The sequence below is a fragment of the Xanthomonas sp. 1678 genome (assembly GCF_031455575.1).
In the GTDB taxonomy this organism is placed as follows: Bacteria; Pseudomonadota; Gammaproteobacteria; order Xanthomonadales; family Xanthomonadaceae; genus Xanthomonas_A.
In genome coordinates, this window is record NZ_JAVDSZ010000002.1 from 440018 (window position 1) to 466501 (window position 26484).

Annotated in this window: 25 protein-coding genes; 14 read left to right on the forward strand and 11 right to left on the reverse strand. The window is 68.7% G+C overall.

Annotated features, from left to right (window positions below; translation table 11 throughout):
* Positions 1-6: 6 nt before the first annotated feature.
* A complete protein-coding gene (locus J2Y70_RS04995) occupies positions 7-246 on the reverse strand; it encodes a hypothetical protein (protein ID WP_309914060.1) in 240 nt (79 codons plus the stop codon).
* Positions 247-739: 493 nt separating this feature from the next.
* Here J2Y70_RS04995 and J2Y70_RS05000 point away from each other — a divergent pair, with 493 nt between their 5' ends.
* Positions 740-3625 carry a TonB-dependent receptor gene (locus J2Y70_RS05000; RefSeq protein WP_309914063.1) on the forward strand — a complete coding sequence of 962 codons (2886 nt, stop codon included), beginning with the start codon at positions 740-742 and terminating at the stop codon, positions 3623-3625.
* Positions 3626-3854: 229 nt separating this feature from the next.
* Here the strand turns inward: J2Y70_RS05000 and J2Y70_RS05005 are convergent, their stop codons facing one another.
* The 4 genes from J2Y70_RS05005 to J2Y70_RS05020 all read right to left on the reverse strand — a co-directional run bounded on the left by J2Y70_RS05005 (position 3855) and on the right by J2Y70_RS05020 (position 7378).
* Positions 3855-4622 (reverse strand): endonuclease/exonuclease/phosphatase family protein, encoded by a 768-nt coding sequence (locus tag J2Y70_RS05005; RefSeq protein WP_263395721.1) that lies wholly within the window; start codon positions 4620-4622, stop codon positions 3855-3857.
* 20 nt (positions 4623-4642) lie between these two features.
* Positions 4643-5470 carry a thiol:disulfide interchange protein DsbA/DsbL gene (locus J2Y70_RS05010; RefSeq protein ID WP_309914071.1) on the reverse strand — a complete coding sequence of 276 codons (828 nt, stop codon included), beginning with the start codon at positions 5468-5470 and terminating at the stop codon, positions 4643-4645.
* A 359-nt stretch (positions 5471-5829) separates the two neighbouring features.
* Positions 5830-6471, reverse strand: coding sequence for a thiol:disulfide interchange protein DsbA/DsbL (locus J2Y70_RS05015; protein WP_309914074.1), 642 nt, complete (start codon positions 6469-6471; stop codon positions 5830-5832).
* An 85-nt stretch (positions 6472-6556) separates the two neighbouring features.
* Positions 6557-7378 carry a c-type cytochrome gene (locus tag J2Y70_RS05020; RefSeq protein ID WP_309914077.1) on the reverse strand — a complete coding sequence of 274 codons (822 nt, stop codon included), beginning with the start codon at positions 7376-7378 and terminating at the stop codon, positions 6557-6559.
* A 128-nt stretch (positions 7379-7506) separates the two neighbouring features.
* On the opposite strand from J2Y70_RS05020, the gene yihA reads away from it, so the two are divergent.
* Entirely contained in the window at positions 7507-8130 is a 624-nt protein-coding gene (gene yihA / locus J2Y70_RS05025) for a ribosome biogenesis GTP-binding protein YihA/YsxC (RefSeq protein WP_263395717.1), read from the forward strand.
* A 409-nt stretch (positions 8131-8539) separates the two neighbouring features.
* Here the strand turns inward: yihA and J2Y70_RS05030 are convergent, their stop codons facing one another.
* The 3 genes from J2Y70_RS05030 to J2Y70_RS05040 form a co-directional block, all read right to left on the reverse strand.
* Entirely contained in the window at positions 8540-9532 is a 993-nt protein-coding gene (locus tag J2Y70_RS05030; RefSeq protein ID WP_309914083.1) for an MBL fold metallo-hydrolase, read from the reverse strand.
* Between the two features lie 131 nt (positions 9533-9663).
* Positions 9664-10494 carry a helix-turn-helix domain-containing protein gene (locus J2Y70_RS05035; protein WP_263395715.1) on the reverse strand — a complete coding sequence of 277 codons (831 nt, stop codon included), beginning with the start codon at positions 10492-10494 and terminating at the stop codon, positions 9664-9666.
* Between the two features lie 216 nt (positions 10495-10710).
* The gene (locus J2Y70_RS05040) at positions 10711-11406 is read right to left on the reverse strand and encodes a VIT family protein (RefSeq protein ID WP_309914086.1); all 696 of its coding nucleotides are present in this window, start codon (positions 11404-11406) and stop codon (positions 10711-10713) included.
* A gap of 219 nt (positions 11407-11625) precedes the next feature.
* Here J2Y70_RS05040 and J2Y70_RS05045 point away from each other — a divergent pair, with 219 nt between their 5' ends.
* The 5 genes from J2Y70_RS05045 (at position 11626) to J2Y70_RS05065 (ending at position 15970) form a co-directional block, all read left to right on the forward strand.
* Positions 11626-12990, forward strand: coding sequence for a glutamate--cysteine ligase (locus J2Y70_RS05045; protein WP_309914088.1), 1365 nt, complete (start codon positions 11626-11628; stop codon positions 12988-12990).
* A gap of 201 nt (positions 12991-13191) precedes the next feature.
* Positions 13192-13467 (forward strand): hypothetical protein, encoded by a 276-nt coding sequence (locus J2Y70_RS05050; RefSeq protein WP_309914091.1) that lies wholly within the window; start codon positions 13192-13194, stop codon positions 13465-13467.
* A 296-nt stretch (positions 13468-13763) separates the two neighbouring features.
* A complete protein-coding gene (locus J2Y70_RS05055) occupies positions 13764-14435 on the forward strand; it encodes a hypothetical protein (RefSeq protein WP_309914093.1) in 672 nt (223 codons plus the stop codon).
* Positions 14436-14683: 248 nt separating this feature from the next.
* On the forward strand, positions 14684-14989 hold the full coding sequence (locus J2Y70_RS05060) for a hypothetical protein (RefSeq protein WP_309914095.1): 306 nt from the start codon (positions 14684-14686) through the stop codon (positions 14987-14989).
* 300 nt (positions 14990-15289) lie between these two features.
* A complete protein-coding gene (locus tag J2Y70_RS05065; protein ID WP_286038043.1) occupies positions 15290-15970 on the forward strand; it encodes a DUF1287 domain-containing protein in 681 nt (226 codons plus the stop codon).
* Positions 15971-16488: 518 nt separating this feature from the next.
* On the opposite strand, the gene J2Y70_RS05070 is transcribed toward J2Y70_RS05065, so the two are convergent.
* Both J2Y70_RS05070 and J2Y70_RS05075 read right to left on the reverse strand, forming a co-directional pair.
* Complete coding sequence (locus J2Y70_RS05070) at positions 16489-17991, reverse strand: ATP-binding protein (protein ID WP_263395708.1); 1503 nt, start codon at positions 17989-17991, stop codon at positions 16489-16491.
* 26 nt (positions 17992-18017) lie between these two features.
* Positions 18018-18734, reverse strand: a complete 717-nt coding sequence (locus J2Y70_RS05075; RefSeq protein ID WP_263395707.1) for a response regulator — start codon at positions 18732-18734, stop codon at positions 18018-18020.
* A gap of 450 nt (positions 18735-19184) precedes the next feature.
* Between J2Y70_RS05075 and J2Y70_RS05080 the strand changes: the two genes are divergently transcribed.
* The 5 genes from J2Y70_RS05080 (at position 19185) to J2Y70_RS05100 (ending at position 22797) form a co-directional block, all read left to right on the forward strand.
* Positions 19185-19460 (forward strand): metal/formaldehyde-sensitive transcriptional repressor, encoded by a 276-nt coding sequence (locus J2Y70_RS05080; RefSeq protein WP_179567232.1) that lies wholly within the window; start codon positions 19185-19187, stop codon positions 19458-19460.
* A gap of 43 nt (positions 19461-19503) precedes the next feature.
* Complete coding sequence (locus J2Y70_RS05085) at positions 19504-20613, forward strand: S-(hydroxymethyl)glutathione dehydrogenase/class III alcohol dehydrogenase (RefSeq protein WP_185815275.1); 1110 nt, start codon at positions 19504-19506, stop codon at positions 20611-20613.
* 69 nt (positions 20614-20682) lie between these two features.
* Positions 20683-21255, forward strand: coding sequence for an S-(hydroxymethyl)glutathione synthase (gene gfa / locus J2Y70_RS05090; protein ID WP_263395705.1), 573 nt, complete (start codon positions 20683-20685; stop codon positions 21253-21255).
* A gap of 104 nt (positions 21256-21359) precedes the next feature.
* Positions 21360-22190, forward strand: coding sequence for an S-formylglutathione hydrolase (fghA, locus tag J2Y70_RS05095; RefSeq protein ID WP_309914105.1), 831 nt, complete (start codon positions 21360-21362; stop codon positions 22188-22190).
* A 472-nt stretch (positions 22191-22662) separates the two neighbouring features.
* The gene (locus tag J2Y70_RS05100) at positions 22663-22797 is read left to right on the forward strand and encodes a hypothetical protein (protein ID WP_309914108.1); all 135 of its coding nucleotides are present in this window, start codon (positions 22663-22665) and stop codon (positions 22795-22797) included.
* A gap of 415 nt (positions 22798-23212) precedes the next feature.
* On the opposite strand, the gene J2Y70_RS05105 is transcribed toward J2Y70_RS05100, so the two are convergent.
* On the reverse strand, positions 23213-24622 hold the full coding sequence (locus J2Y70_RS05105) for a PLP-dependent aminotransferase family protein (protein ID WP_309914111.1): 1410 nt from the start codon (positions 24620-24622) through the stop codon (positions 23213-23215).
* 127 nt (positions 24623-24749) lie between these two features.
* Here J2Y70_RS05105 and J2Y70_RS05110 point away from each other — a divergent pair, with 127 nt between their 5' ends.
* Both J2Y70_RS05110 and J2Y70_RS05115 read left to right on the forward strand, forming a co-directional pair.
* Complete coding sequence (locus J2Y70_RS05110; protein WP_309914114.1) at positions 24750-25541, forward strand: PhzF family phenazine biosynthesis protein; 792 nt, start codon at positions 24750-24752, stop codon at positions 25539-25541.
* Positions 25538-26467 carry a DMT family transporter gene (locus J2Y70_RS05115; RefSeq protein ID WP_309914117.1) on the forward strand — a complete coding sequence of 310 codons (930 nt, stop codon included), beginning with the start codon at positions 25538-25540 and terminating at the stop codon, positions 26465-26467. Before J2Y70_RS05110 ends, J2Y70_RS05115 begins: the two co-directional genes overlap by 4 nt.
* The last annotated feature ends 17 nt before the right edge of the window (positions 26468-26484 follow it).

The following is a 26484-nucleotide window of genomic DNA, read 5'->3' on the forward strand; positions in this document are numbered from 1 at the left end:
GCAGGACTATACCGAACGTCGATGAATCGACGCGCCGGGAAAGAGCGCGGCTTCGCCAGCGTAGGTGGACCGCGCCGCGCTGGCGCGTTCGCTGCGGCATGCGGCGGCCTGTGCAGCGATGTCGATCGGAACAGACACGTTGACGGGAATCGCGGGATCGAGACCTTGCGCCGGCTGTGCCTTGCGGTGGGCAGCAGCCTGCGCGGTGCTGGGTGGCGCGCGCATGGGCGATGCCGCCACGGTCATCGCGCGCCGGACCGATTGGGCGTGGAGCAGATGCGGGAATGCGTTCCATGCCCGGCGACGCCGTCTGCCGCAAGCCGCTCTTCGTGCTGCATCGTCCCGCCTCCGCCGTGCATGGCAACAGGCGCAACAGGCGTTGCTGCCTCGGCCGCCGCGTCGCTGCGCCATGGGCCGATCGCGTCCTTGACTCGCAGCGGCCCGACCGACACTGCCGGGGACAGCGCCCGGCCGGATCGCTCGCGCCACCGGCGGGAATGCCGCTGCTGCGGCATGTTTCCGCGCGCGTCCGCATGACATGGCGTGTCCCGCGCTGCCTGCAGGCGCGCCCGGCCACGCCGCCGCCGTGTCTACGAAGTCGTCCAGTCGGTCCGGGACTGTCCGAATCCGGCTCCTGGCGCTTGCTTAGCGTTTACGTTTTGTTTACAAAGTGGGTCACGCCGTCGCGGTGCAGGGGGTCGCAGCGGCCGACCCACATCCTTTCTGGAGAGAGAGACGGATGAATTTCCTGCACCGCCATCCTTTGGTTTTCGCCGTTTCGTTGTCCTTGCTGGCTGGTTCGCCCGGGCTGGCCATCGCCCAGCAGGCCGCGCCCGCTGCCCCCGAGTCGGCCACCACCCTGGACAGCGTCCAGGTCACCGGCACGCGCATCCGCAGGGCCGAGCTGGAAGGCCAGGTGCCGGTGCAGACGCTGAGCCGCGCCGACATCGAACGCACCGGGCTGAACTCGATCGGCGACGTGCTGCAGGAGCTCACCGCGTCCGGCTCGGCGTTGAACGCCAAGTTCAACTCCTCCGGCAACTTCGGCTTCCCGCCGGACGGCAGCGGCGTCGGCGCCGGTTCTGCGCAGGTGGACCTGCGCCATCTGGGCGCCAAGCGGGTGCTGGTGCTGGTCGACGGCATGCGCTGGGTCAATGAGTCCTCGGCCTCGGGCGTGGGCTCGTCCACCGACCTCAACACCATCCCGTTGGCCATCGTCGAGCGGATCGAAGTGCTGGAGGACGGCGCCTCGTCGCTGTACGGCTCCGATGCCATCGCCGGCGTGGTCAACATCATCACCCGGCGCAAGTTCGACGGCGGCCAGGTCACGCTGAACTACGGCCAGTACGACAAGGGCGACGGCGCCAGCAAGGGCTTCGACCTGGCCTGGGGCCACAGTACCGAGCGCACCAGCCTGTTCTTGGGCGCCAGCTACACCAAGCAGGACCCGATCTACGCGCGCGATCGCAAGCAGTCGCTGTATCCGGTGCCCGGCACCGGGCTCAGCTTCGCCAGCTCGGCCACGCCGGACGGTCGCTTCATCTTCGTCGATCCGGTCACCGGTGCCGAGCAGGACCTGACCCTGAACAGCGGCGTGCGCGGCCCGGCCTACGACGGCAGCGCCGGCTGCACGCGCAGCGACGACTACCACTGCTTCGGTACCTCCGACCGCTACAACTTCGCCGCCTCCAACCTGCTGCTGACCCCGTCCGAACGCAAGGGCGTGTTCGGCCAGTTCCGCTACTTCTTCAACGACGACGTGCAGTGGTACCTGAAGGTGCTCGGCAACCGCCGCGAGTCGACCAACCAGGCCGGGCCGGAACCGATCTTCCTCGGCCCGGATGCCGGCACCGGCAATCCGCTGGCCGACAACATCGTCATTTCCGCGGCCAACCCGTACAACCCGTTCGGCTTCGACCTGGATTCGGCCAGCAACCTGATCATGATCGGGCGCCGGCCGGTGGAAGGCGGCGCGCGCGTGTTCGAGCAGCGCGTGGACACCCAGTACGTCGGCACCGGCTTCATCGGCAGCTTCGAGAGCGCCGACCGCACCTGGTTCTGGGACGTCAACGGCGCCTACAGCAAGAACAAGGCCGAGCAGACCAACTACGGCAGCTACAACATCTACAACATCAACCTGGCGCTGGGCGACCCGGCCGCGTGCGCGGCGGTGGCCGGCTGCGTGCCGCTGGATATCTTCGGCGGCGCCGGCAGCATCACTCCGGAGATGCTGCGCTGGATCCAGCCGGTGGTGCGCGACCGCAGCCAGAACGAGCTGACCCAGTTCACCGCCAACCTCAGCAGCGACCTGTTCACCCTGCCGGCCGGCGCGGTGTCCTTCGCCACCGGCGTGGAATACCGCAAGTACGAGGGCTGGTACCAGCCCGATCCGCTGACGGTGATCGGCCACTACAACGGCGTGCCGTCGTTGCCGACCGAGGGCAGCTACGACGTCAAGGAGGCCTACCTCGAACTGAGCGTGCCGATCTTCGCCGACTCGCCGCTGGGCGACAAACTCGACCTGAGCCTGGCCGGGCGCTATTCCGACTACTCCACCTTCGGCGGCAAGTTCACCCCGAAGTACGGCCTGCGCTGGCAGGTGTCGCCGGACTTCGTGCTGCGCACCAGCTTCGCCGAAGGCTTCCGCGCACCGACCATCGGCGAACTGTACGGCTCGGCCGCGCGCGCCGACCTGACCCTGTCCGATCCGTGCTCGATCGGCCTCGGCGGCACCCCGCCGCGCGGCAGCGCCGCCAACTGCGCCGCGCTCGGCGTGCCGGCCGGCTACCAGCAGGCCAACTCGCAGATCTCGGTGACCACCGGCGGCAACCGCGCGCTGGAGCCGGAGGAAGCGCGCAGCTTCAGCGCCGGCTTCGTGTGGAGCCCGTGGTTCGCCAGCAACGTACCGTGGTCGGACCGCTTCGACGTCGAGGTGACCTTCTACCGCCACGACATCGAAGGTGCGATCCAGGCGATCAACGCGCAGACCCAGCTCGACCTGTGCGTGGACTCGCTCGATCCGACCTATTGCACCGGCATCACCCGCGCCTCCACCGGCGGCATCAACGGTTTCAACAACCGCCTGACCAACCTCGGCTCGATCAAGACCGACGGCTGGGACGTGGACCTGTTCTGGACCTCGCCGGAGACCACGGCCGGGCGCTTCAAGATCGGCTGGCAGAACACCTTCGTCACCCGTTACGTCGCCACCGGCGCCGCCGGCCAGGTGCAGCCGCAGGAACCGGGCGTGGAAGTGGTGGACAGCGCGATCCCGGAGTGGACCAGCAACCTGACCCTGGACTGGTCGCTCGATCGCTGGAACGCGTCGTGGACGGTGCGGCACATTTCCGAACTGACCGAGCAGTGCGGCGACGCGGTGGCGTTCCCGGTATGCAGCGACCAGGCGGCCGGCACCAACACGCTGGATGCGACCACCTACCACGACGTGCAGTTGGGTTACCGCATCGACTGGCTGAAGGGCCTGACCGTCAGCGGCGGCGTCAACAACGTCTTCGACAAGGACCCGCCGATTTGCCTGTCGTGCTCGCTCAACGGCTACGACGCATCCACCTACGACATCCCGGGCGGGCGCTATCTGTACGTGCGTGCGGACCTGAAGTTCTAGTCGCCTTCCGATCCAGATGGTAGTCACTTGTGGGAGCGACTTCAGTCGCGACGGGCTTTACCGATACGGCCCGTCGCGACTGAAGTCGCTCCCACAATGCATGAGGCCGATAGAGCGCGCAGGAGCGGCTGCGCCTTTGTAGGAGCGGCTTCAGCCGCGACAGGCCTTACCGGTAAAGCCCCGTCGCGGCTGAAGCCGCTCCTACAGGAAACCGTGGCAGCCGCCATCGCTAGCGCAACATCCCCTGCGGCACTTCGATCTCGGTCGCCACCGCCAGGTGGTCGGAGAACGCGGCCGGCAAGGCGCGCTGTTCGTTGCAGCGCAGGCCGTCGCTAACCAGGATGTGGTCGATCGCGCGCTGCGGGCGCCAGCTGGGGAAGGTCGGCACCACGCAGCCCGGCGGTTGCAGCCGGGTGCGCTTGTACAGGGCCTGCATCTCCGGCCGGTCGGCGACGCAGTTGAAGTCGCCCATCAGCACCGCGTTGGGATGGTCGGACAGCAATTCGGCGATGAAGGCCAACTGCGATGCGCGCGAATTGGCGCCCAGCGACAGATGCGCCACCGCGATCGCCAGCCCCTCGGCGCCATCGCCGAACTTGGCCAGCAGCACGCCACGCCCGCCGAGCCGGCCGGGCAGGGGATGGTCCTGCACCTCGACCGGTTCCAGCCGGCTGAGCAGGCCGTTGGCGCTGGAGGCCACGCCGCCCATGCGCCGGTTCGGCTGGTGGCTCCAGTAGTTGAAGCCGGCGCGCTCGGCCAGGTAGTGGGTCTGGTTGGTGAAGCCCGAGCGCAGGCTGCCTGGATCGCTTTCCTGCAGGCCGACGATGTCGTGCTCGCGGGCCAACTGCGCGATCGCGTCCAGGCTGCTGCGCTTGCTTCCCGCAGGCAGCGCATGCGACCAGCTGCGGGTCACGTAGTCGCTGTAGCGGCGCGTGCTGGAGCCGGCCTGGATATTGGCGGTGAGCACGCGCAGCGTGCGGGTGGCGGGAACGGTCACGGTGGGGCGGGGCCTCGGGCTTACTTGGCCAGCGCGGCGCGTTCGCGCGCGATCAGGTGATCGGCGATGCGCAGCATGTCGTCGTAGTTCTTGCCCTTGACCAGGTACTTGCCATTGACGATCAGCGACGGCGTGCCGGTGATGCCGCTGCGCGTGGCGAACTGCTTGGCGCGATTGGTCTTGGTGCTGACCGCGAAGCTGCCCATGGTGTCGGCGAACTGCTTGGGGTCCACGCCGTACTTGGCGTAGAAGCCGGCGATGTCCTGCACCGAATCGCGGCCGCGCTCGCCCTTCAGGGTCTGGTCGATATGGATCGCCTTGTACAGGGCCTCGTGGGTCTTTTCCTGCACGTTCAGCGCCTCGGCGGCGTAGAACGCGCGGGCGTAGTCGTCCCAGGTGCCGCCGAACATCGCCGGCACGTAGACGAAGTGCACGTCCGACGGCAGGCCGGCCTTCCACGGGCCGATCTGCGGCTGGAAGCGCGCGCAGGCCGGGCACACGTAGCCGAACACCTCGGCCACCTCGATCTTGCCGTTGGTCGGCTGGAACGGCTGGCCGCCCGCGATGTCGGCGTAGTCGGTGCCGGCGACCGGTTCGGCGCCGCTCGGCGTCCGCGCCGCGACCGGTGCGGCCGGGGTGTCGGCGGCAGGCTGCGCAGCGGCATCGGCGGCCGGGGTGGAGGCGTTGTCGGCGGCGGCCGGGGCGGTGTCGCTGGTGGCGGGCGCCGCCGGCGTAGCGGCGGGCGCGTCGGCGGCCGGAGCGGCGGTGTCGGCAGTGCCGTCCTGGGGCTTGCATGCGACCAGGATCGGCAGCAGGGCCATCAGGGTCAGGGCGAAGCGGGTCTTCATCGGCGGCATCTCCAGCAGGATGGGGGCAAACGCCGGCCGCGCCGAAAAAGCGCGACAGGCAACCCCATCATGATGCCATGGCGCGGATGAAGCGCCGCGCTGCCGGACGTGTCATTCCTCCCTGAGCAGGCCGCGTTGGGTCTGGCAGGCAGTCAGTTGGGGCGCTGCGTGGCGTAGCGCCCGACTGGCGATCGGGTCAAGCCGCGCGGCCGCCGGCCTGCAGGCCCAACCCGCAGCGCCGCTCTTGCGCACGCACGCGGCCGCTTCATCGCTTGGGCGTGACTTCCTGCCTCTTCCTTGTCGCATGCACGTGCAACAGCGGCGCGACGTGCTCGAAGGGATGAAGCGCCCCGCCGGAACTACTTGCCCGCGCGCTCGCGGGCGACCAGCGCATCGGCGATGCGCAGCATGTCCTGGAAGTTCTTGCCCTTGACCAGGTATTTGCCGTTGATCACCAGCGCCGGGGTGCCTGGGATCTCGGTGCGCGCGGCGAAGTCGCGCGCGGCCTTGACCTGCGCGGTCACCTGCGGGCTGTTGTAGGCGGCGACGAAGTCCTGCGGCTTGACCCCGTACGCGGCATAGAACGCAGCCAGCTCCTCCGGCGCCACGTTCTGCACCGGCACGCTGTGCTTGTCGTGGATCGCCTCGAACAGGGCGTGGTGGCTGCGGGTCTGCACGCCCAGCTTCTGCGCGGCGTAGAACGCACTGGCGTAGCTGTCCCAGAAACCGCCGAACGCGCCCGGCACCAGCGTCACCCGCACATCCTTGCCCTGCTTGCGCGTCCACTCTTCCAGGATCGGCTCGAAGTGCGCGCAGTGCGGGCAGGTGTAGCCGAACACCTCCACCACCTCGATCTTGCCGGCCAGCGGCGCGAACGGCTGCGGCTTGGCGATCAGCGCGTAGTCCTCGCCTTCGACCACGGTGGCGGCCTTGGGCTGCGCGCAGGCGCCCAGCGGCATCAGGGTGAGCAGGCACAGCAGCAGACGGGGCAGACGGTTCATGCGATCTCCATGGCAAAAAACGAACGCCGGTCGTGACGACCGGCGCGAGAGGGAAGCGGTCCGACGCCGCCGCGGCGGCGCGCGATCAGGATTGTTGCGCAGGCGCGGCCGGTTGTGGCGCCGCTTGCGCGGGCGCGACCTGCGCCGCGGCCGCGTCGTCGGCGCGATCGTGCAGGCCCTGCAGATAACTGCCCAGCGCCTTCATCTCCTGCTCGGTCAAGGGCTTGGCCACCTGCGCCATGATCTTGAACAGCGCCGGATCGCGTTCCTGGGTGGTGCCGGACTGGTACTCCTGCAGGCGCCGCGCCACGTAGTCGGCGTGCTGGCCGCCCAGGTGCGGATACGCCGGGCCAGGATTGCCGGCGCCGGTGGGGCCGTGGCAGGCCATGCACGCTGGAATCCCGCGCGCCGGATCGCCGCCGCGGTACAGCTGCTGGCCGACCTCGTAGAACTTCATGCCCGCATACGGGCCATCGCTGACCACCGCGTCGTCGGCGATGCCGGCGCCGGCCTTCTGCGTGGCGAAATAGGCGCCGATGTCGCGCATGTCCTGCGCGCTCAGCGGCTGCACGAACGGGACCATCGCCGCGACCGCGCCGGTGGTGCGTTCGCCGTGCGCGATCAAGGCCATCTGCCGCGCGCTGTAGCGCTCGCTCTGGCCGGCGATGCGCGGATACATCGCGATCGACGGATTGCCGTCGGCACCGTGGCAGGCGGCGCAGGACGCGGCCTTGGCCTGGCCGGCCTTGGCATCGCCCCAGGCGGCCTTGCTGACGTCGCCTTCCAGCGGCGCGGTACGCACCGGCGCGTTGTCCGGAATGGGAACCACCGAGGTCTGCGCGAACGCGACCGCAGCGGCGGCGGAAACCGCTAGACCAGCAAAGGCAAGAACGCGAGCGTGGCGCATTAGCTGAAGCTCCGTGTGACCCGACCCGCGGCTGCCGGGCCGGCGACCGCATTCGCGCGATTATCCCTGCGCCGCGCCCTGCCGGTCAATGAACCCGCCCGGGCCGGCGGACGTGCGATCCTAGCGCCATGTCGCTCCTAATAGAACGTGCCCAGTATCTGCTTTCCGCCCACAACCCCCGGCAGCTGCCGGAGGACGGGGGCTGGGAGGTGGCCTTCGCCGGCCGCTCCAACGCCGGCAAATCCAGCGCGCTGAACGCGCTCACCCGTCAGAACGCGCTGGCCCGCGTGTCCAAGACCCCCGGCCGCACCCAGCAGCTGGTGTTCTTCCAGATCCAGCCCGAACGCTATCTGGTGGACCTGCCCGGCTACGGCTACGCCAAGGTGCCGCTGGAGCTGCAGGCGCACTGGCAGTCGTTCATCGACAAGTATTTCCGCACCCGCGACGCCCTGCGCGGCCTGGTGGTGGTGATGGACATCCGCCATCCGTTGAAGGACTACGACCGGCAGATGCTCGGTTACGCGGTGCAGCGCGGGCTGCCGGCGCATGCGCTGCTGACCAAGGCCGACAAGCTCGGCCGCGGCCAGCAGGCGCAGGCGCTGCAGCAGGTGCGCAAGGACCTGTCCAGCTCCTTTGGCGACACGGTCAGTGTGCAGCTGTTTTCTGGCGAGACCCGCCAGGGCGTGGACGAGGCGCGCGGTATCGTCGGCGGCTGGCTGGGGCTGGATACGGAGCCGACCGCTACGGAATGAGCGTGGCGGCGCCGGACCTCCGGCGTCTTTTGCGCGGGGGCTGCCTGCGATCGGCAGCAAGCGGCGGTCGTGTCTGCGTTGGCGGCATCGCAAGCGCGATGCCGGGCGCCCCCCGCAGGGGTGGATGCGGGTACGGGCGAAGCCTCGTGTACCCAAACTCCGCGAGACGCTTCGCGCCGTACCCTCACCCCAACCCCTCTCCCGACGGGAGAGGGGCTAGCGGCTGCTCCCTTCTCCCCTGGGGAGAAGGTGCCCCGCAGGGGCGGATGAGGGTACGGGCGAAGCCTCGTGTACCCAAACTCCGCGAGACGCTTCGCGCCGTACCCTCACCCCAACCCCTCTCCCGACGGGAGAGGGGCTCAAGCGCGCCGCGGCTGTTCTTCCTTCTCCCGCCGGGAGAAGGCTGCACTCAAGGCGTCGCCGGCAGCGGCGCGAACTCGGCGGGGACCCAGGCGAACGCAGCGCCGTCGCGGCGCACATGGCCCAGTCCCGGGAACGGCAGATGCGCGCCGGCGATCCACCAGCCGCCGTCGGCGGCCTGCGCCATGGTCCGCTTGCGCGCGGCGATCGCCGCAGCGCGATCGCTGTCGGCCTCGTAGGAGGCCTGCGGCTGCGCGAACTGCACCGCGTGGTAGTGCACCAGATCGCCCCACACCAGCAACTGCTGGCCGCCACCGCCGTCGAAGCGATAGGAGACGTGGCCGGGAGTGTGGCCGTGCGTGTCCAGCGCCACCGCGTTGCCGGGCAGCGCGTCGCCGGGCCGGAAGCGGCGCAGCCGATCCTTGGCCTGGTACGGCGCCGCCGCCGCGCGCGCCAGCGGGAACGCGAACTTCAGCATCTGCGGTGCGCCGGCTTCGCTGGCCGGATCCAGCCAGTAGGCGGCATCGGCCGCGCTCAGCCACACCGTGGCGTTGGGATAGGCGGCCTGTCCCTGCGCATCGAGCAGGCCGCACATGTGGTCGGGATGGGCGTGGGTCAGCAGCACGTCGTCCACCTGCGTCGGCGCGTAGCCGGCCGCGCGCAGGTTCGCCAGCACCTGGCCCAGGCCGGGGCCGAAGCAGGCGGCGGTGCCGGTATCGACCAGGGTCAGGTGCGTGCCGTCCTGGATCAGGTAGGCGTTGACCGCGGTCTGCAGACCCTGCGGCGTCTCGGGCACGTAGCGGTGGTCGAGCAGGCGCGCGATCGTGTCGGTCTCCAGATTGGACAGTTGCGCGCGCGGCAATGGCACCGTGCCGTCGAATAGCGCGGTGATGCGCAGCGTCCCGATCGCCTGGCGATAAACGCCAGGGACCTGGCTGGCCGGTGCGGCCGGCGCGGCGGCACGGGCGGCCGGCGGCAACGAGACGGCCATGGCGGCGGCCAACGCCAGCAGGGCCAGTGGGCGCGATACGAAAACGGGCATGAGACGTTCCAGCAGGGAAGCGGCGGTCGCCGCGGTCCGTGCATGCTGCGCGGATGGCGCTGCGCGATTCGCTCATTCGGCTGCGCGCGGCGCTCGCGGCGTGGTGGGTTGCGCGTGGCGCGAACGGGTTGCTAGTTGCCGATGCTCGCCGGATCCAGGCCGTAGCGCTGCTGGAAGCGCTGGCTGAAGCTGCGCGTGGAGCGGTAGCCGGCGCGCGCGGCCACTGTCTTCAGCGGCCAGCGGGTGGTGTAGAGCAGTTCCATCGCATGCGCCAGGCGCGCGTCGACGATCAGCTCGCGCAGCGTGGTGCCTTCGCCGGCCAGGTGCCGGCGCAGGGTCGCACCGCTCAGTCCCAGGCTGTCCTCGAGATCGCGCGAACGCCATGCGCGCTGCGGCTGCGCCGCGACCAGTTCGCGCACCTGCGCGGCGACACTCGGCGCGGGCGGCAACAGCAATCCGCCGTGGCCGCGCCGGCAGAACGCGACCACCAGCGCCGCCAGCGCCAGCCTGGCTTCGGTGTAGTGGCCATCCTGCAGCGCCTGCCGCCACTGCAGCAACGCGCTGCCGAACTCGACCGCGCGCAGCCGCGCCAGTTCCTCGCCGGCCGCCGGCAGCGGCTCGTTCCACAACGTGCGCGCCGCGCTCAGCGCTTCCTCGCACAGCGGGATCACCGCGGTCAGGTACAGGCCGCTGTGCGGGTCGGGAATGTTGACCACGTCGATGCGGCAGCGCCGGGTCACCAGGAACAGATCGCCCGGCACGAACTCCAGCGCCTGCGTCGCGGTGCGCACCTGCTTGCGGCCCTGCAGCAGGATCGCCAGCTGCGGCCGCGGGATGTCGACCGACCGCGCGCCGTGTTCGCTGCGCGCAGCGATGCAGGCGTAGCCTTCGGCACGTTCGCACTCCACCAGCGTCGCCAGTTGCGCAAGCAGCAGGAATTCGGGGTCGTGGGTATCGGCCATCGAAGACGATGCTACAGCAGCGCGTAGCGCGGCCCGCGGCCGGCGCGCGCTGCGGGCTGCCGTTGGCGCAGTTGCGATCGTCCACTGTCGTTGGTGAAAACGGGTGTCGTCGCGATGGTCGTGCGGTTCGGTGCACTCGCGACCGATGGTGCGAAGCCGCCCGGTCCCGCTGGAGGACGGAGATCGTGCCGGTCGCGGTCCCCGTGAAGCGTCGGCTCAGACCTGCACGCCGAACAGCCGGCCGACCGCGCCGGTGGCGAGCATCGCCGCCGCACCCCAGAACACCACGCGCACCGCGCCGCGCGCCCCGGACGCGCCGCCGGCGCGCGCCGCCAGGGCGCCGGTCAGCGACAGCCCGAGCAGCGTCGCCGCGACGGTCACCCCCACCTGGCGGCTCGCCGGCGCCAGCATCGCGGCCAGGATCGGCAGCGCCGCACCGCAGCAGAACGCGGCCGCCGATGCCAGCGCGGCCTGCAGCGGCCGTGCGCGCAAGGTCTCGGTGATGCCCAGTTCGTCGCGCGCATGCGCGCCCAGCGCGTCGTGCGCGGTCAGCTGCTCGGCGACCTGGCGCGCCAGCGCCGCATCCAGCCCGCGCTGGCGGTAGATGGCGGCGAGCTCGTCCAGCTCGCTGTGCGGGTCCTCGCGCAGTTCGCGGCGCTCGATCGCCAGGTCGGCGCGCTCGGTGTCCACCTGCGACTGCACCGAGACATATTCGCCGGCGGCCATCGACATCGCGCCGGCGACCAGGCCGGCGATGCCGGTGGCCAGTACCGCCGGCGCGGGCGCGCCGCTGCTGGCCACGCCGACCACCAGCCCGGCCACCGACAGGATGCCGTCGTTGGCGCCGAGCACCGCGGCGCGCAGCCAGCCGGCGCGGTCGGCGCGATGCAGTTCGGAATGGGCGGGGCGCATCGGCGGCCTGCATGGCGGGGGAACAGGCCTGCAGCCTAGCCGAGCGTGGCGCCGCCGGCAGTGCTGCGTCTCACTCGCGCCGGCGCGAACCGGGCGGATGTGGAATGCTGCAGCACCGCCGGTAGCGATGTGGGGCGGGCGCCGGTCACGTTATAGTGCGGCCCTTGCGATGTCGGCGGGCCATCCCCACATCGCCTCATCTTCCGTGCGAGCCTGCCCTTGTCGAGCCCCAGCCACGTTGCCGAAACGCCGATCACCGACCGCACCGAACTGGTCGAGGTGCTGGCCTCCGGCGAGAAGCCCGAAGCGCAGTGGCGCATCGGCACCGAACACGAGAAGTTCGGCTTCCGCCTGGACGACCTGCGCCCGCCGACCTTCGACGGCGAGCGCGGCATCGAGGCCCTGCTCAATGGCCTGACCCGCTTCGGCTGGGAGCCGGTGCTCGAAGGCGGGCGCACCATCGCGCTGCTGCGCGACGGCGCCTCGGTGACGCTGGAGCCGGCCGGCCAGCTGGAACTGTCGGGCGCGCCGCTGGAAACCATCCACGACACCTGCGTGGAAGTGGGCAGCCACCTCAACGAGGTCAAGCAGGTCGCCGACGAACTGGGCCTGGGGTTCCTCGGCATGGGCTTCCAGCCGAAGTGGCGCCGCGACGAGATGCCGTGGATGCCCAAGGGCCGCTACCAGATCATGAAGAACTACATGCCCAAGGTCGGCGCGCTCGGCCTGGACATGATGACCCGCACCTGCACGGTTCAGGTCAACCTGGACTACGCGACCGAAGCGGACATGATCAAGAAGTTCCGCGTGTCGTTGGCGCTGCAGCCGATCGCCACCGCGCTGTTCGCCGACTCGCCGTTCACCGAGGGCAAGCCCAACGGCTACCTCAGCTACCGCTCGCACATCTGGACCGACACCGACGCCGACCGCACCGGCATGCTCGACTTCGTATTCGAGGACGGCTTCGGCTACGAGCGCTACGTCGACTACCTGCTCGACGTGCCGATGTACTTCTCCTACCGCGACGGCACCTACGTCGACGCCAGCGGGCAGAGCTTCCGCGATTTCATGCAGGGCAAGCTGCCGGCGCTGCCGGGCGCGCTGCCGACGCTGCGCGACTGGTCCGATCACATGACCACCGCGTTCCCGGAAGTGCGGCTGAAGAAATACCTGGAAATGCGCGGCGCCGACGCCGGCCCGTGGGGCCGCCTGTGCGCGCTGTCGGCGTACTGGGTCGGCCTGCTCTACGACGACGCGGCGCTGGATGCGGCCTGGGACCTGGTCAAGGACTTCAGCCTGGTCGAACGCCACGCGCTGCGCGACGGCGTGCCCAGGCAGGCGCTGAAACTGCCGTTCCGCAACGGCATGGCACAGGACCTGGCCGCCGAGTCGGTCAAGATCGCGCTGGACGGCCTGCGCCGCCGCGCGCGCCTGAACGGCGACGGCCAGGACGAATCGCGCTTCCTGGAACCGCTGGTGGAGATCCTCCACGCCGGCGAGACCGCGGCCGAGCGCAAGCTGGCGCTGTATCACGGGGCGTGGCAGGAGAACGTCGATCCGGTGTTCCGCGAGTTCGCTTACTGATCGTCGCGCCTGGCGTAGCGTGTTCCCGTCGATGACGCATGGCGATTCCCGGCGTTGCAGCGCCGCCTCGCATTTGCCGCGTGTCTTCGCGGATGCGCCGATCACGGCCATGGGCCGCGTTACCTCAGGTTTTCTGTCTCCTGGCGATGGTGGATGCCCGGTGCGATACCGCGTTTGGCGGTTCAATGGCAGTCGGGCGGCATGAAGAAGCGCTCTCCACGTCTGCGTCTCGGGCGACCCTCTGGACTTGTTCTGGCGTTCGGAACGCTCCTGGGGCTCACGATCATCGGCTACGGCTGGATCATGCTTTTTCTTCGACCTGCCGGCATCGGGCCTTGCCGTCTCAACTGTGGTCTGCGGCAGGCCTACCTGACGTTTCTCGGCCAGCCGCTGTACAACCTCGTCTTCGGGTTGGCGGACGTCGCCCTTGGCGTGGCGTTGATCGCCTTTCTGGCGTGGATGCGCTTTCGTAAATAGGGATATCGAGCATGTTGCCAGAGCCGGCTGTCCACGCAGGCGCCGTGGCGCGTTCTACGTAATGCAGCTGGTGGTATGCATGAGCAGCTACCTGCCTTGCTGCATGGTCAACATGGTCTGCCGCTAGGTGTTCTGCATCGGGTGTTTGCCCCTGCGATTCTCCCATACGGCATTCTCATCGCTACCGGTGTCATGGCAGTGCCGCTTGTTCGGGCAGCTCCGGACTCTTTCGGGCGCTGCCTAGGTACGTCGACTGATGCGATGGTGTACTCCATTCAACTTGGGCGTTAGGATCCATGCCGAAGATTCGGGCGTCTGCAATACTCCTGATCGCCGCCGCAGGCGCAGTGATGGTGACGGGCGGCTTCTTCTATCCGCAGGCCAAGCGGTCTTGGCACGAGTTGCAAGCGCGGCGCGCTCAAGGGCGCGAATTCGTGAGCGCATCCGAATCCGATCAGAGAATGATCGTGAGAAGCCTTCTCCTGAACGAACTGGGCAAGCCGCCTTTGTGCGGTCCGTCGGGAGACTGCCCCAAAGAGCCGATCTTCTTCGACCGCCTGTCTGCGACGCTCCGGTCGGCAGACTACGAAGGGCCGGAAGCCAAATACACGTTCTTTACGATTAGGCCCGAGGGCTCGTTGGCCAATGACAGTGATGATTCTTGGCCTGCCCCGTTAAAGGCGCTGCTCGACAACCTGTCGCAGCGCCAGACCTACAATGCCGACCCGATGCTGTCTGGCGTGACCTATGTCGACCGAGCCGAGGACCTGCCGGTGTTGGGAGAACCAGACAGCTGCGACAGGCTCGTCAGCCCTAGGTTGGTGAGAATCAGCAGGGCGGCGATCCAGAATTCGGAAGGGCTTGCGCTCGTGTTGGTTGCGACGACGTTCTGCGATGGAAGCGGAGTCCCGGGCATGGCAAGCCTTCGCCGGGACGGCCCTGGTTGGCGAGTGCTGAAGGGTCGCTAGAGAGGCGGTGGCCACTCGATCACAGGAGTTGCAAGGCGATGCCGCGGCGGCCTTGAGCGCACAGCGCTGGGCGAGCGGGCCTGCAATGTGCAGCCACACTTCGTCAGTTCGCCGATTCATCGGTAATTCCGCTCTTTCAAGCTTTGCGTCGATCATGGATACTCGACACGAACCGCCCGGCGATCCAGCCGCGGTTAGGCGACATGGAGAGTGCCATCGTGGGGCTAATGAGGACATGTTTCGCGGCCTTGTTCCTGATGGCTGCCTGCGCATCGATTGCGCGCGCGGCGCCTGTCGCAAGCGACAGGCCGGCAGAAGTGGCGCCGGTCCCTGAAGGTGGGTTTTCCTGGCAAGGGCAGGTCTATACCGTCCCGGAGTTAGGTAAAGCACTCCGATTGGCCAAGCCGTCGGAGAGCATCACTTCTGTGGTGATGCTCGGCGACGACGCGACGGTGCAGGACGTGATTGACATCGCGGCGCTGTCGCATGCTGCAGGCCTTCCTGCGTTCTATCGGCTCAACGGCAAGCTTCACCGCATCGAGGTGAGCGAGTGATACCTCGCCATTCGTCGAGCCGATGCCGTCTTGCGGCGTGGGTTGATGCACGTGCCGGCCTTCGGAGCATGAAAGTCAGTGATAGCTCATCCGTCAGTTGCCGTGTTACACCTTCATGGCGAATGATTCGCCGCTGTCGAGGGGGGGCGGAGCAGTGGAGTTGCAGCGGCTGGCCTGCCACCGTGCAGAGCGGCTTGGTCCGCAACGCCACGACGTAAGCGGCCTGCCACACGCTAGCGTGCTCAATAGTGCATTCAACGAATCCGCTTTGCGGGCTGCTTAATTTTGGTGTCAGGTGCCATGCCCAACTTCCGCGCAACCTTTGGTATCAGCATCTGCATTGCGCTAGCGATTGCTGCGTGCAAGCCGCAGCAAGAGGGGCCGGCCCCTGCTCCACGATCGGCAACTCCCCCTGATTCGGCTGCCCATTCGCCAGCTCGGCCAGGCTTGCCTGCTGATGTCCGTACCATCATTGCGGCCAGCCGAGAAAGAATGTCCTTGGGAGAGGTCTACGACCCCAAGTACTACACCATGGCCTATCCGGGCGGAGACGTCGCCAACGACCGTGGCGTTTGCACCGACGTCGTCATTCGCGCCTACAGGCACCTCGGGATCGATTTTCAGCAGTTGATCCATGAGGACATGCGTCGGGATTTCTCGGCGTATCCGCAGCTTTGGGGGAGCCAATCGACCGACAGGAATATCGATCATCGGCGGGTGCCCAACATCGAGCGGTTTCTGACCCGCAAGGGCGCATCGCTGCCGATCAGCGATCGTGCCGTGGACTATCGCCCCGGCGACTTGGTGACGTGGCGGCTGGCTGGCGGGTTGCCCCACATCGGGATCGTTTCGGATCGCCATGCGCCAAGCAGCGACCGCCTCCTGATACTCCACAACATTGGTGCAGGCACTGCCGAAGACGATGTTCTTTTCAGTTATCCGATCGTTGGACATTTCCGCTACTACCCGGATGGCGCTTAGCCCGTCCAGGCCGGGCGTCCCCGGGGCGCCGCTTGGGTCTGATGCGACAACAGCCATTTTTGGACTTCTGCCGTGACCCATCCATTCACTACGTCCCACTATTTCAAGAACATCGCATGGCTCATTGTGATCGTGGGCCTTTTGATTTTTAGTGGCTATAAATTTTTCACAACATTGCATGTGCGTCCAAGCCCTGGGCCCTTCTTTGCAATTGCCGCATTCGCGCTGTTTTTGACTACTGTCAGGGTCTTCAGGCGGATTCTTGCCATCCGCCGTGGCCTTCCTCGGGGATAGCATCGTGCCGCAGCTTTGGCCAGGTGAACTGGCGCTTCGCTCGGTGATGCAAGGCGTTCATTCGATGCCGACTGCACTTCGAGAGCTGGTAGAGCTTAGATCTGAGCAAGTTATTTTGCGCGCGAGGTAGATGGCAGTCGCTGGTCGTGGCGAACACTCCCGCGTGGGGCGGAGTGCCGAGCCAAGTTTGCGTGCCTCTGATCGGCTTGCATGCCGCTGTCACCTCAGCCAGTCGCGGCCTGACACGGCAGCTCCACGCACACCCGCAACCCGCCTTCGGGGCGGTTGGTCAGGGTGATCTCGCCGCCGTGGGCGAGCACGATGCTGTGCGCCACCGACAGGCCCAGGCCGATGCCGCCGGTGTCGCGGTTGCGCGAGTTCTCGCCGCGGAAGAACGGCAGGAACAGTTGCTCGTGCTGGGCCGGGTCGATGCCGGGACCGTCGTCGTCGATCCACAGCACGCAGTCGGCGCCGTCGCGGTGCAGTTCCAGGCGCGCGCGCTTGCCGTACTTGAGCGCGTTCTCGAGCAGGTTCATCACCATCCGTCGCAGCGACAGCGGGTCGCCATCGAGGGTGATCGCCTGTCCGGCGACGAAGGCCACGTCCGCGCCGGTGTCGCTGGCATCGTCGACCACGCTCTCCACCAGCAGGCGGAAATCCAGCGGCGCGCGGGTGCCGCGGCGGCTGTCGTTGTGGATGAAGTCCAGCGCCGCGGAGATCATCGCCTTCATCTCGTCGATGTCGGCGATGGTCTTGTCGCGCAGCGGCGGTTGCAGGCCTTCCAGGCGGAACGCCAGGCGCGCCAGCGGCGTGCGCAGGTCGTGGGCGATCGCCGCGACCATGTGCGTGCGCTCGTTGACCAGGCGGTTCAGGCGCGCCTGCATCGCGTTGAACGAGTCGGCGGCCTGCACGATCTCGCTGGGGCCGCTGCGCTGCAACGGCTGCGCATCGGGATTGCGGCCGAGGCGGTCGGCGGCTTCGGCGAAGCGCTTGATCGGTGCGGCCAGTGCGCGCGAGAACCACCATGCCAGCGGCAGCATCGCCAGCAGGCCGGCAACGAACAACAGGGCGACCTGGGTCTTGAATGCGGTGGAGATGCGCCGCGGCGGCGACACCACGTGGCGCCAGCGGCCATCGGGTTGGCGCAGGGCGGCGGTGAACCCGCCAAGCAGCGGAGAGGCGGGCGCGAAGCCGCGGTCGCGCCATCGCGCGCCCATCGCACGCATCGTGGCGCCGAACGCGCCGGCGGGCATGGGCCGGTCCGATTGCGGTTGCGCAGGTGGCTGCGCCGCGACGCCCGGCGGTGGGCCGGGCTCGTCGAACGGCGGCGACCCGTTGCGCAGGAAACGTTCGTCGCCGGGGGGGCCGGCACGCGCCTGCATACGTTTCCGCGCGTCCATCGGGAAATTCGGATTGGGCAGGTTCTCGTCGCTGCTGCGGTAGAAACGCACGCGTTCCGGCGTCACGTCCAGCCAGTTCGCCATCATGAACTCGGCGATGGAATCGCGGATCTGCCCCGGCGCGGGCAGCGGCGCCCGCACCGAGTCGTGCACCTTCAGTGTCCGCGTGCCGGCGGGCATCTTGGTCGTCAGCAGCGCGATCACCTCCGGCGGATGTACCGGCATTTCGTAGACCGGCGTGCGCAACACGAGCAGGGCGATGCCGATCAGCTGCGCGGTCAGCAGCGCCGCCACCAGCAGCAGGAACGTGCGCACGAAGATCGACATGCCGCGGCGGCCCCGCTTGGGCGCGTTCACAGCCGGGCGACGCTCGGCAGCAGCATGTAGCCTTCGTTGCGCACGGTGCGGATCAGTTCGGTCTGCACGCGCTCGTTGATCTTGCGCCGCAGGCGGCTGATCTGGCTGTCGATGGCGCGGTCGTAGACCTCGGTGTCGCGGCCGCGCGCATAGTCGAGCAGCTGGTCGCGGCTGAGCACGCGCTGCGGATGTTCGACGAAGGTGCGCAGCAGCGCGAACTCGCCGTCGGAGAGATTGATGAAGATGCCGGTGGGGTCGCGCAGGTCGCGGCGGATCACGTCCAGGCGCCAGCCGGCGAATTCGTAGACATTGCCGCGCGCTTCCGGTGGCAGCGTCGCCGCCTGGCTGCGGCGCAGCAGGGCGCGCACCCGCGCCAGCAGTTCGCGCGGATTGCAGGGCTTGGCCAGATAGTCGTCGGCGCCCACTTCCAGGCCGATGATGCGATCGGTGTCGCTGCCCAGCGCGCTGAGCATGATCACCGCCGGCGCGCCGCGTTCGCTGGCCAGTTGCCGGGCGGCGCTGAGGCCGTCCTCGCCCGGCATCATCACGTCCAGGATCACCAGGTCCGGTTGGCGTATCGCCATCAGCCGGCGCATGTCGGCGACGTTCTCCGCGGCCTCCACCTGATAGCCGTGCTCCTGAAGGAACTCGCTGATGAGCCGGCGCAGATCGGGGTCGTCGTCGACCACCAGTATGAAGGAGTGCATGTCCATGATCTTGAAGGGCGGCCGCTCGGAGTTCAGCCAGTCTAGACGCGGCCGCTGCCGCCTGGAACTGGTGCGGGCGGGCCGTCGCTGCAGGGTGCAAGGCGGGCGCGTGATCGCGTGGCCATGATAGGCAGTGGCGTCGGTGGCCTCATGGCCGCTGTGTGTCGATGGCTGACATGCGTTGACACATTGCGCGCGCGCTGTCCGGACCGTGTGGCCTTTGCAGCTGCCGGGGGATCACAGGCCTGGCCCTGGTGCCGAGCGAACAGCGCCAGGGCCATGGCGGGCACGTCGCTGCATCGGTTCCGCCCTGCAGCGCCGCCCATTCAGCGCCAGGCGACCGAGACGCCGCCGCGCGCCCGCGCACCCGCGCGCTCGATCCGGGACGCGCGGGCGTTTTCTTTTGCGGGCGGAGGAATATACTGTCCCCCAGTATAGTTTCGGGACCGCCGTCGCATGCCGCACACGCCCCACGAGAAGAAACGCGTCCTGGCCCGCATCCGCCGCGTGCGCGGGCAGACCGAGGCGCTGGAGCGGGCGTTGGAAGGCGGCGCCGACTGCGCTGCGGTGCTGCAGCAGATCGCGGCGATCCGCGGTGCGGTCAACGGCCTGATGTCGGAAGTGATGCAGGCGCATATCCGCGAAGAATTCGGCCACGCCGCCGCCTCGGAGACGCAGCGCGCCGCGCGCGTGCGCGAGATGGGCATGCTGGTCCGCTCCTATCTCAAGTAACCCCGAACCCCACGACCCAACCCGCTAGTCCAGGAGAAACCTCATGAAATCCCGCGCCGCCGTAGCCTTCGAAGCCGGCCAGCCGTTGCAGATCGTGGAGATCGATGTCGAGCCGCCGCGCCAGGGCGAGGTGCTGGTCCGCATCACCCACACCGGCGTCTGCCACACCGATGCGTTCACGCTGTCCGGCGACGATCCGGAAGGCATCTTTCCCGCGGTGCTCGGCCATGAAGGCGGCGGCATCGTCGAGGCGATCGGCGAGGGCGTGACCAGCGTCAAGGTCGGCGACCACGTGATCCCGCTGTACACGGCCGAATGCCGCAAGTGCAAGTTCTGCCTGTCGGGCAAGACCAACCTGTGCCAGGCCGTGCGCGCCACCCAGGGCAAGGGCCTGATGCCCGACGGCACCACCCGCTTCTCCTACAACGGGCAGCCGATCTTCCACTACATGGGCTGCAGCACCTTCAGCGAATACACCGTGGTGCCGGAGATCTCGCTGGCGGTGGTCAATCCCGAGGCGCCGCTGGAGAAGGTGTGCCTGCTCGGCTGCGGCGTCACCACCGGCATCGGCGCGGTGCACAACACCGCCAAGGTCAAGCCGGGCGACTCGGTGGCGGTGTTCGGCCTGGGCGGCATCGGCCTGGCGGTGATCCAGGGCGCGGTACAGGCCAAGGCCGGGCGCATCCTGGCCATCGACACCAATCCGGGCAAGTTCGACCTGGCGCGCAGCATGGGCGCCACCGACTGCATCAATCCGAAGGACTACGACAAGCCGATCCAGGAAGTCATCGTCGAGTTGACCGATGGCGGCGTGGATTTCAGCTTCGAGTGCATCGGCAACGTGCACGTGATGCGTTCGGCGCTGGAGTGCTGCCATAAGGGCTGGGGCGAGAGCGTCATCATCGGCGTGGCCGGCGCCGGCCAAGAGATCAGCACGCGTCCGTTCCAGCTGGTCACCGGCCGCGTATGGCGCGGCAGCGCGTTCGGCGGCGTCAAGGGCCGCACCCAATTGCCGGGCATGGTGGAGCAGGCGATGCATGGCGAGATCGATCTGGATCCGTTCATCACCCACACCATGCCGCTGGAAGAGATCAACGAAGCCTTCCACCTGATGCACGAAGGCAAGTCGATCCGCACCGTGATCCATTTCTGACCTGACGGTCAGTCCGGCGCGCGGCCGATTCCGCGCATGCAGGTACGCGACAAACCCGGGAGGGGCATGATGAGTACCGTAACGATTCATCCGTCGGTGGACGGTGGTGTGCGCGCAGGCGCAGAGAATTTCCAGGGCGGCACCCTGGAATGCCACTGCGCCAGCGACAAGGTGACCGTGGACGTGGGAGCGCAGACCGCGCACAACCACGCCTGCGGTTGCACCAAGTGCTGGAAGCCGAAGGGGGCGACCTTCTCGGTGGTGGCGGTGGTGGGCCGCGACAAGGTCAAGGTCACCGCGCACGAGGAGAAGCTGAAGGTCGTCGACGAGAGCGCGACGATCCGCCGCCATGCCTGCACCGGCTGCGGCGTGCACCTGTACGGCCGCATCGAGAACACCGAGCATCCGTTCTACGGCCTGGACTTCGTGCATACCGAGCTGTCGCCGCAGCAGGGCTGGTCGGCGCCGGGTTTCGCGGCGTTCGTGTCCTCGATCATCGAGAGCGGCACCCGCCCGGAAGCGATGGACGGCGTGCGCAGCAGGCTGCGCGAGCTGAAACTGGAGCCTTACGACTGCCTGTCGCCGGCGCTGATGGATGCGATCTCCACCCACGTCGCGCGCAAGAACGGCGTGCTGCAATAACGCCCGCTGCCTGCGGCGTGCCGCCCTGGCGGCGCGCTGCGGCAGTGTCTTTCGGATGCGGCCGGGGTCTGCCCGGCCGCGTCCCCCAATCCGGGATCCATCCAATGGAACGCATCGAACACCATGCCTGCTGCGGCGGCTGGCAGGACGTCTATCGCCATCAATCGACCGTGCTCGGCTGCACGATGAACGTGGCCGTGTACCTGCCGCCGCAGGCCGAGCACACCGCGCTGCCGGTGCTGTACTGGCTCAGCGGGCTCACCTGCACCGAGCAGAATTTCATCACCAAGGCCGGCGCGCAGCGCTACGCCGCCGAGCACGGGGTGATCCTGGTCGCGCCGGACACCAGCCCGCGCGGCGACGACGTCGCCGATGCCGAGGGCTACGACCTGGGCAAGGGCGCCGGGTTCTACGTCAATGCCACCCGCGAGCCGTGGGCCAGGCACTACCGCATGTACGACTACGTGGTGCAGGAACTGCCCGCGCTGATCGAAGCCAACTTCCGCACCACCGGCGCGCGCGCGATCAGCGGCCACTCGATGGGCGGTCACGGCGCGCTGGTGATCGCGCTAAAGAATCCGGGCCGCTATCGCAGCGTGTCGGCGTTCTCGCCGATCGTGGCGCCGTCGCAGGTGCCGTGGGGCGAGAAGGCTTTTTCGGCTTATCTCGGCGACGACCGCGCCAGCTGGAAGGCCTACGACGCCACCGCGCTGATCGGCACCGCCACCGAACGCCTGCCGCTGCTGATCGACCAGGGCGGCGGCGACGAGTTCCTCGACAAGCAATTGCAGCCGCAGCTGCTGCAGGCCGCAGCCGACGCCGCCGGCTATCCGCTGACCGTGCGCGTGCAGCCTGGGTACGACCACAGCTACTACTTCATCGGCAGCTTCATCGGCGAGCACATCGCCCACCACGCGCGCGCGCTGCAGGGCTGACGTGCGCGATGCGGCGGCGTACCGGTGATGCCGGGCGCCGGCGGTCGCATGCGCCAGTGCGACGTGCGCAGCATTGGGGCGATGGCCAGATGCTGCAGGGGCATCATTGTGGGAGCGGCTTCAGTCGCGACGGGCGCTACCGGTAAGGCCCGTCGCGACTGAAGTCGCTCCCACAACATTACGTCGCCTGTAAGTAGACAGGGAGCCGCTTTGGGTGCCGTGGAGGTGTGCCGCTGGCATTGCGGAACCGGCCAGCTCCCATCGCCACCGGGGCATCGCGATCGCTGCTGCACGATGACGGTGCGGTGGCAGTTGCATGGCGATTCCGCGCGTGTGCCGGCGCGGCTGGTAAACAAATGCGTGGGGCGTCGTCCAATGCGCGGTTGTGCGATCGCGGTCGCGCCGGCTGAGACGGCGTGCGGCTAGATTCCTCGGCCTTCGCCATCGGGTCTTCCCGGACTGGAGCCGCGCCATGCTCGCTTGCCGCAAACCCGTATCGTCGTGCCCGCGGCAGCGCTGGCGCAGCCCGCTCAGCGCGCTGGCCATGCTCGCCTGCACCTTGTTCGGCGCCTGCGCGGCGTTGGCGATCGGCGCGGCGGCGGTGTAAGTAGGGCCAGTTTGGTCGAGGACGAGGTCAGAGCGCCTTCTCCTATCTGCTGACCGACGATGGGCGGCTTCAGTCGCGAGCGCTACTCCGAGGTCACCCGGCATCGCTGGCACAGGTTCGGATACTGCAACACGGCGGCGTCGGTCACGGCCACCGCGACGCGGCAGCGGCCGCGGCCGGCGCCAGGCTGGTGGCCCGCGACCACGACAGCGCACTGCCAAGACAGCCGGATCAAGGAACGCCCTGGTGTTCATGGCCCATCGCGGACCAGCTGCGGCCGCCGACGCGGGCGCCACTCAGCGTTGGACGCGATTGCGGACTTTGATGGACTGCCTTCGCCCCTCCGGCGCGAGTTTCCGCACCGTGCATCGGGCATCGCTGCATTCGATCGCCTGGCGCGGCCGCGCCCAACCGCTCAGCACGGCAGCCGCGCGGCCAGCTTGCCCAGCCGCCGCATCGCGCTTTCCAGGGTCTCGCTCCACGGTTGGCCGCAGGTCAGGCGCAGGTGGTCAGCGTAGTCGCCGCGGCTGGAATACAGGTGCCCGGGCGAGGTGCCGATGCCTGCGGCCAGTGCCGCTTCGAACAGCGCCTGGCCGCTGCCGCCGTCGGCCAGCTGCAGCCAGAGCGACAGTCCGCCGGCGGGATCGCCGACCCGGGTACCGGCCGGCCAGTGCCGCAGGATCGCCTCGCGCAGGCGCTGGCCGTTGTCGGCGAGGGTGCGGCGCAGCTTGCGCAGGTGCCGTTCCAGGTCGTGCTGCGCCAGGTAATCGGCCAGCGCCAGCTGCGGCAGGCTGGCGCCGCCGACGGTGGAGAAGTACTTGGCGCGGACCAGCGCATCGGTCCATTCGCCGCCGAGCAGCCAGCCCACGCGCAGGCCCGGCGCCAGCACCTTGGAAAACGAGCCGCAGGTGATCACGTTGCCGTGCGTGTCGAAATGGCGCAGCGGACGCGGCCGTTGCCCGGACCAGTCCAGCTCGCCGTAGATGTCGTCCTCGATCACCACGGTGCCGTGGCGCGCGCAGCTGTCGAGCAGGGCGCGCTTGGCGCTGTCCGGGGTCAGGCTGCCGAGCGGATTGTTGAAGTTAGGCACCAGCACCGCCGCGCGCGCGGGCGTGCGCTGCAGCAGCGCGTCCAGGCGTGCGGCGTCGATGCCGTGGCCGGCGCGGGTGGGCACTTCCAGCACCTTCAGCCGCAGCGCCGCCACCGCCTGCAGAATGCCGTGGTAGGTCGGCGTCTCCACCAGCACCACGTCGCCGGGCGCGGTCAGCGTGCGCAGCGCCAGGCTGATCGCTTCCATCGCGCCGGCGGTCACCACCACTTCGTCCGCCGCCACCGTGGTCGCGCAGTGCGCGTAGCGCTGTGCGATCTGCCGGCGCAGCGCGGCGTGGCCTTGCGGCGGCGCATAGTCGAGCGCGACGCCGCGGTGGCGGCGCAGCTGCCGCGACAGCGCGGCTGCCAGTTGCGCGCCCGGCAGCAGCGCCGGCGCTGGCGTGGCGGTGTGCAGCGGCACCAGGTCCGAGCGCGCGAGCATGTCCAGCACGCCCTGCAGCGCCGGGTTGTCGACCATGCCCGGCGTGCGCCGCCGCGCCGTCACCGGCAGCGGCGGCAACGGCTGCGCCGCGGCGCGCACGAAGTAGCCCGAACGTGGCCGTGCCTGCACCCGCCCTTCGCGTTCCAGCTGCAGGCAGGCCTGCACCGCGGTGGCGGTGCTGATGCCGTGGCTGGCGGCCAGTTGCCGGATCGACGGCAGGCGCTCGCCGGTGCGCAGCGTGCCGCGCTCGATCTGCTGGCGCAGCTGCGTGGCGAGCGATTCGTACAAGAGCATGCGGGCGCCTCATCTGTATCGGTCCATTTACAGCGTAACTGAATCTGTAATGGTCGCGCGCCGCATTGCAGACTGGGTCCATGCCGGCCATCGCGTCCGGCATCTCTCTCCCGTTGCGAGGTGGGTCATGCCGCTGTCCCTGTTCGTCGTCGATGCCTTCACCACGGTCCGCTTCAAGGGCAACCCGGCCGCGGTGGTGCCGCTGCAGGCGTGGCTGCCCGACGCGTTGATGCAGGCTATCGCCAGCGAGAACAACCTGTCGGAGACCGCGTTCTTCGTGCGCGATGCCGACGGCGTGTTCGCGATCCGCTGGTTCTCGCCGCTGAAGGAAGTCGGCTTCTGCGGTCATGCGACGCTGGCCAGTGCGTTCGTGATCGCCACCCAGCAACTGGCGCCGTTCCCGCTGCGCCTGCGCGCGGCCGCGGTCGGCGAACTCGGCGTGGAAAGGGTGGCCGACGGCACGTTCGAGATGCGCTTTCCGAATCAGGCGCCTGCCTTGTTGGCGTCGGTGCCGCAGGCTTTGCTCGATGCCTTGTCGATCGCACCGCAGGCGGTCTACGTCAACGGCCAGGCGTACATCGCGGTGTACGCGGACGAACGCCAGGTGCGCGACGTGGTGTCGGACCTGGCGCGGATGCTGGCGCTGGCGCCGCGCGACGTGGCGGTGACCGCGCCCGGCAGCAGCCACGATTTCGTGTCGCGCTATTTCTGGCCGGCCAACGGCGGCGCCGAAGACCCGGTGACCGGCTCCATCCACGCCGCGCTGGCGCCGTTGTGGGCGCAGCGGCTGGGCAAGTCGCAGCTGAGCGCGCTGCAGGCCTCGGCGCGCGGCGGCGAACTCGGCTGCCGGGTCGAGGCGCAGCACGTCTATGTGCGCGGCAGCGCGGTGCAGTACCTGCACGGGACGATCGCGCTGTGAGCGCGGCGGTGGCCGTTCCCGCCGGCGCCGCGCGGCGCGCGCTGTGGCAGTTGCTGCTGGCGGAAGTGCTGATCGGCTCGGTCGGCGTGTTCGTGCACGAGAGCGGCCAGGACCCGGTGACCGCGGTGTTCTACCGCTGCCTGTTCGGCGCGCTGTTCCTCACCGTCTGCGGCCTGCTCGGCGGCCAATTGCGCGGACTGTGGCGCGAACGGATGCTGCTGCGCGACGCGGCGGTCAGCGGCGTGCTGCTGGTGCTGAACTGGGTGGCGCTGTTCGCCGGCATGGCGCGCTCGTCGATCGGCGTGGCGACGATGGTCTATCACGTGTTCCCGTTCGTGATGCTGCTGCTGGCGGCGTTGCTGCAGGGCGAGCGCACGCGCCGTTCCGATCTGGGTTGGACGCTGCTGGCGTTCGTCGGCGTGGCCTGCTCGGCGGACCCGGCGCGGCTCTGGCAGACCGCCGATCGTAGCTACCTGCTCGGCATCGCGCTGACCCTGCTAGCGGCGCTGCTGTGCGGTGCGTCGCTGCTGATGTCGCGGCGCATCAGCCGCGAACGGCCGCTGGCGGTGGTGACGGTGCAGTGCTGGGTGGGCACGCTGCTGCTGGTGGGATTTTCCAGCGGCAGCGCACTGCATCCGGGCATGCACTGGCTGTGGCTGGCCGGCCTGGGCGTGATCCACAGCGGCATCGTCTACGTGTTGTTCTATTCGTCCTACCGGCACCTGCACGTGGCGACGATCGCGATCCTGGCGTTCGTGTACCCGCTGGTCACGCTGCTGCTGGACTACCTGCTGTACGGCCACCGGCTGGTGCCGGTGCAATGGCTGGGCCTGGCGCTGATCGTGCTCGGCACGCTGGCAGTGAACCTGAAATGGCGCTGGCCGCGGCGCGCGGCGGGCACAGCGGCAGGGAGCGTGGTGCCTTAGATGCTCATTGCAGTCGG

Coding starts and splice junctions, on each gene's coding strand:
- J2Y70_RS05040 (WP_309914086.1), bottom strand. CDS start 11,406: ATGCGCCCCGCCCATTCCGAACTGCATCGCGCCGACCGCGCCGGCTGG.
- gfa (WP_263395705.1), top strand. CDS start 20,683: ATGAGTACCGTAACGATTCATCCGTCGGTGGACGGTGGTGTGCGCGCA.
- J2Y70_RS05105 (WP_309914111.1), bottom strand. CDS start 24,622: ATGCTCTTGTACGAATCGCTCGCCACGCAGCTGCGCCAGCAGATCGAG.
- J2Y70_RS05000 (WP_309914063.1), top strand. CDS start 740: ATGAATTTCCTGCACCGCCATCCTTTGGTTTTCGCCGTTTCGTTGTCC.
- J2Y70_RS05035 (WP_263395715.1), bottom strand. CDS start 10,494: ATGGCCGATACCCACGACCCCGAATTCCTGCTGCTTGCGCAACTGGCG.
- J2Y70_RS05080 (WP_179567232.1), top strand. CDS start 19,185: ATGCCGCACACGCCCCACGAGAAGAAACGCGTCCTGGCCCGCATCCGC.
- J2Y70_RS05070 (WP_263395708.1), bottom strand. CDS start 17,991: ATGTCGATCTTCGTGCGCACGTTCCTGCTGCTGGTGGCGGCGCTGCTG.
- J2Y70_RS05010 (WP_309914071.1), bottom strand. CDS start 5,470: ATGAAGACCCGCTTCGCCCTGACCCTGATGGCCCTGCTGCCGATCCTG.
- yihA (WP_263395717.1), top strand. CDS start 7,507: ATGTCGCTCCTAATAGAACGTGCCCAGTATCTGCTTTCCGCCCACAAC.
- J2Y70_RS05100 (WP_309914108.1), top strand. CDS start 22,663: ATGCTCGCTTGCCGCAAACCCGTATCGTCGTGCCCGCGGCAGCGCTGG.
- J2Y70_RS05050 (WP_309914091.1), top strand. CDS start 13,192: ATGAAGAAGCGCTCTCCACGTCTGCGTCTCGGGCGACCCTCTGGACTT.
- J2Y70_RS04995 (WP_309914060.1), bottom strand. CDS start 246: ATGACCGTGGCGGCATCGCCCATGCGCGCGCCACCCAGCACCGCGCAG.
- J2Y70_RS05085 (WP_185815275.1), top strand. CDS start 19,504: ATGAAATCCCGCGCCGCCGTAGCCTTCGAAGCCGGCCAGCCGTTGCAG.
- J2Y70_RS05015 (WP_309914074.1), bottom strand. CDS start 6,471: ATGAACCGTCTGCCCCGTCTGCTGCTGTGCCTGCTCACCCTGATGCCG.
- J2Y70_RS05075 (WP_263395707.1), bottom strand. CDS start 18,734: ATGGACATGCACTCCTTCATACTGGTGGTCGACGACGACCCCGATCTG.
- J2Y70_RS05110 (WP_309914114.1), top strand. CDS start 24,750: ATGCCGCTGTCCCTGTTCGTCGTCGATGCCTTCACCACGGTCCGCTTC.
- J2Y70_RS05030 (WP_309914083.1), bottom strand. CDS start 9,532: ATGCCCGTTTTCGTATCGCGCCCACTGGCCCTGCTGGCGTTGGCCGCC.
- fghA (WP_309914105.1), top strand. CDS start 21,360: ATGGAACGCATCGAACACCATGCCTGCTGCGGCGGCTGGCAGGACGTC.
- J2Y70_RS05065 (WP_286038043.1), top strand. CDS start 15,290: ATGCCCAACTTCCGCGCAACCTTTGGTATCAGCATCTGCATTGCGCTA.
- J2Y70_RS05020 (WP_309914077.1), bottom strand. CDS start 7,378: ATGCGCCACGCTCGCGTTCTTGCCTTTGCTGGTCTAGCGGTTTCCGCC.
- J2Y70_RS05055 (WP_309914093.1), top strand. CDS start 13,764: ATGCCGAAGATTCGGGCGTCTGCAATACTCCTGATCGCCGCCGCAGGC.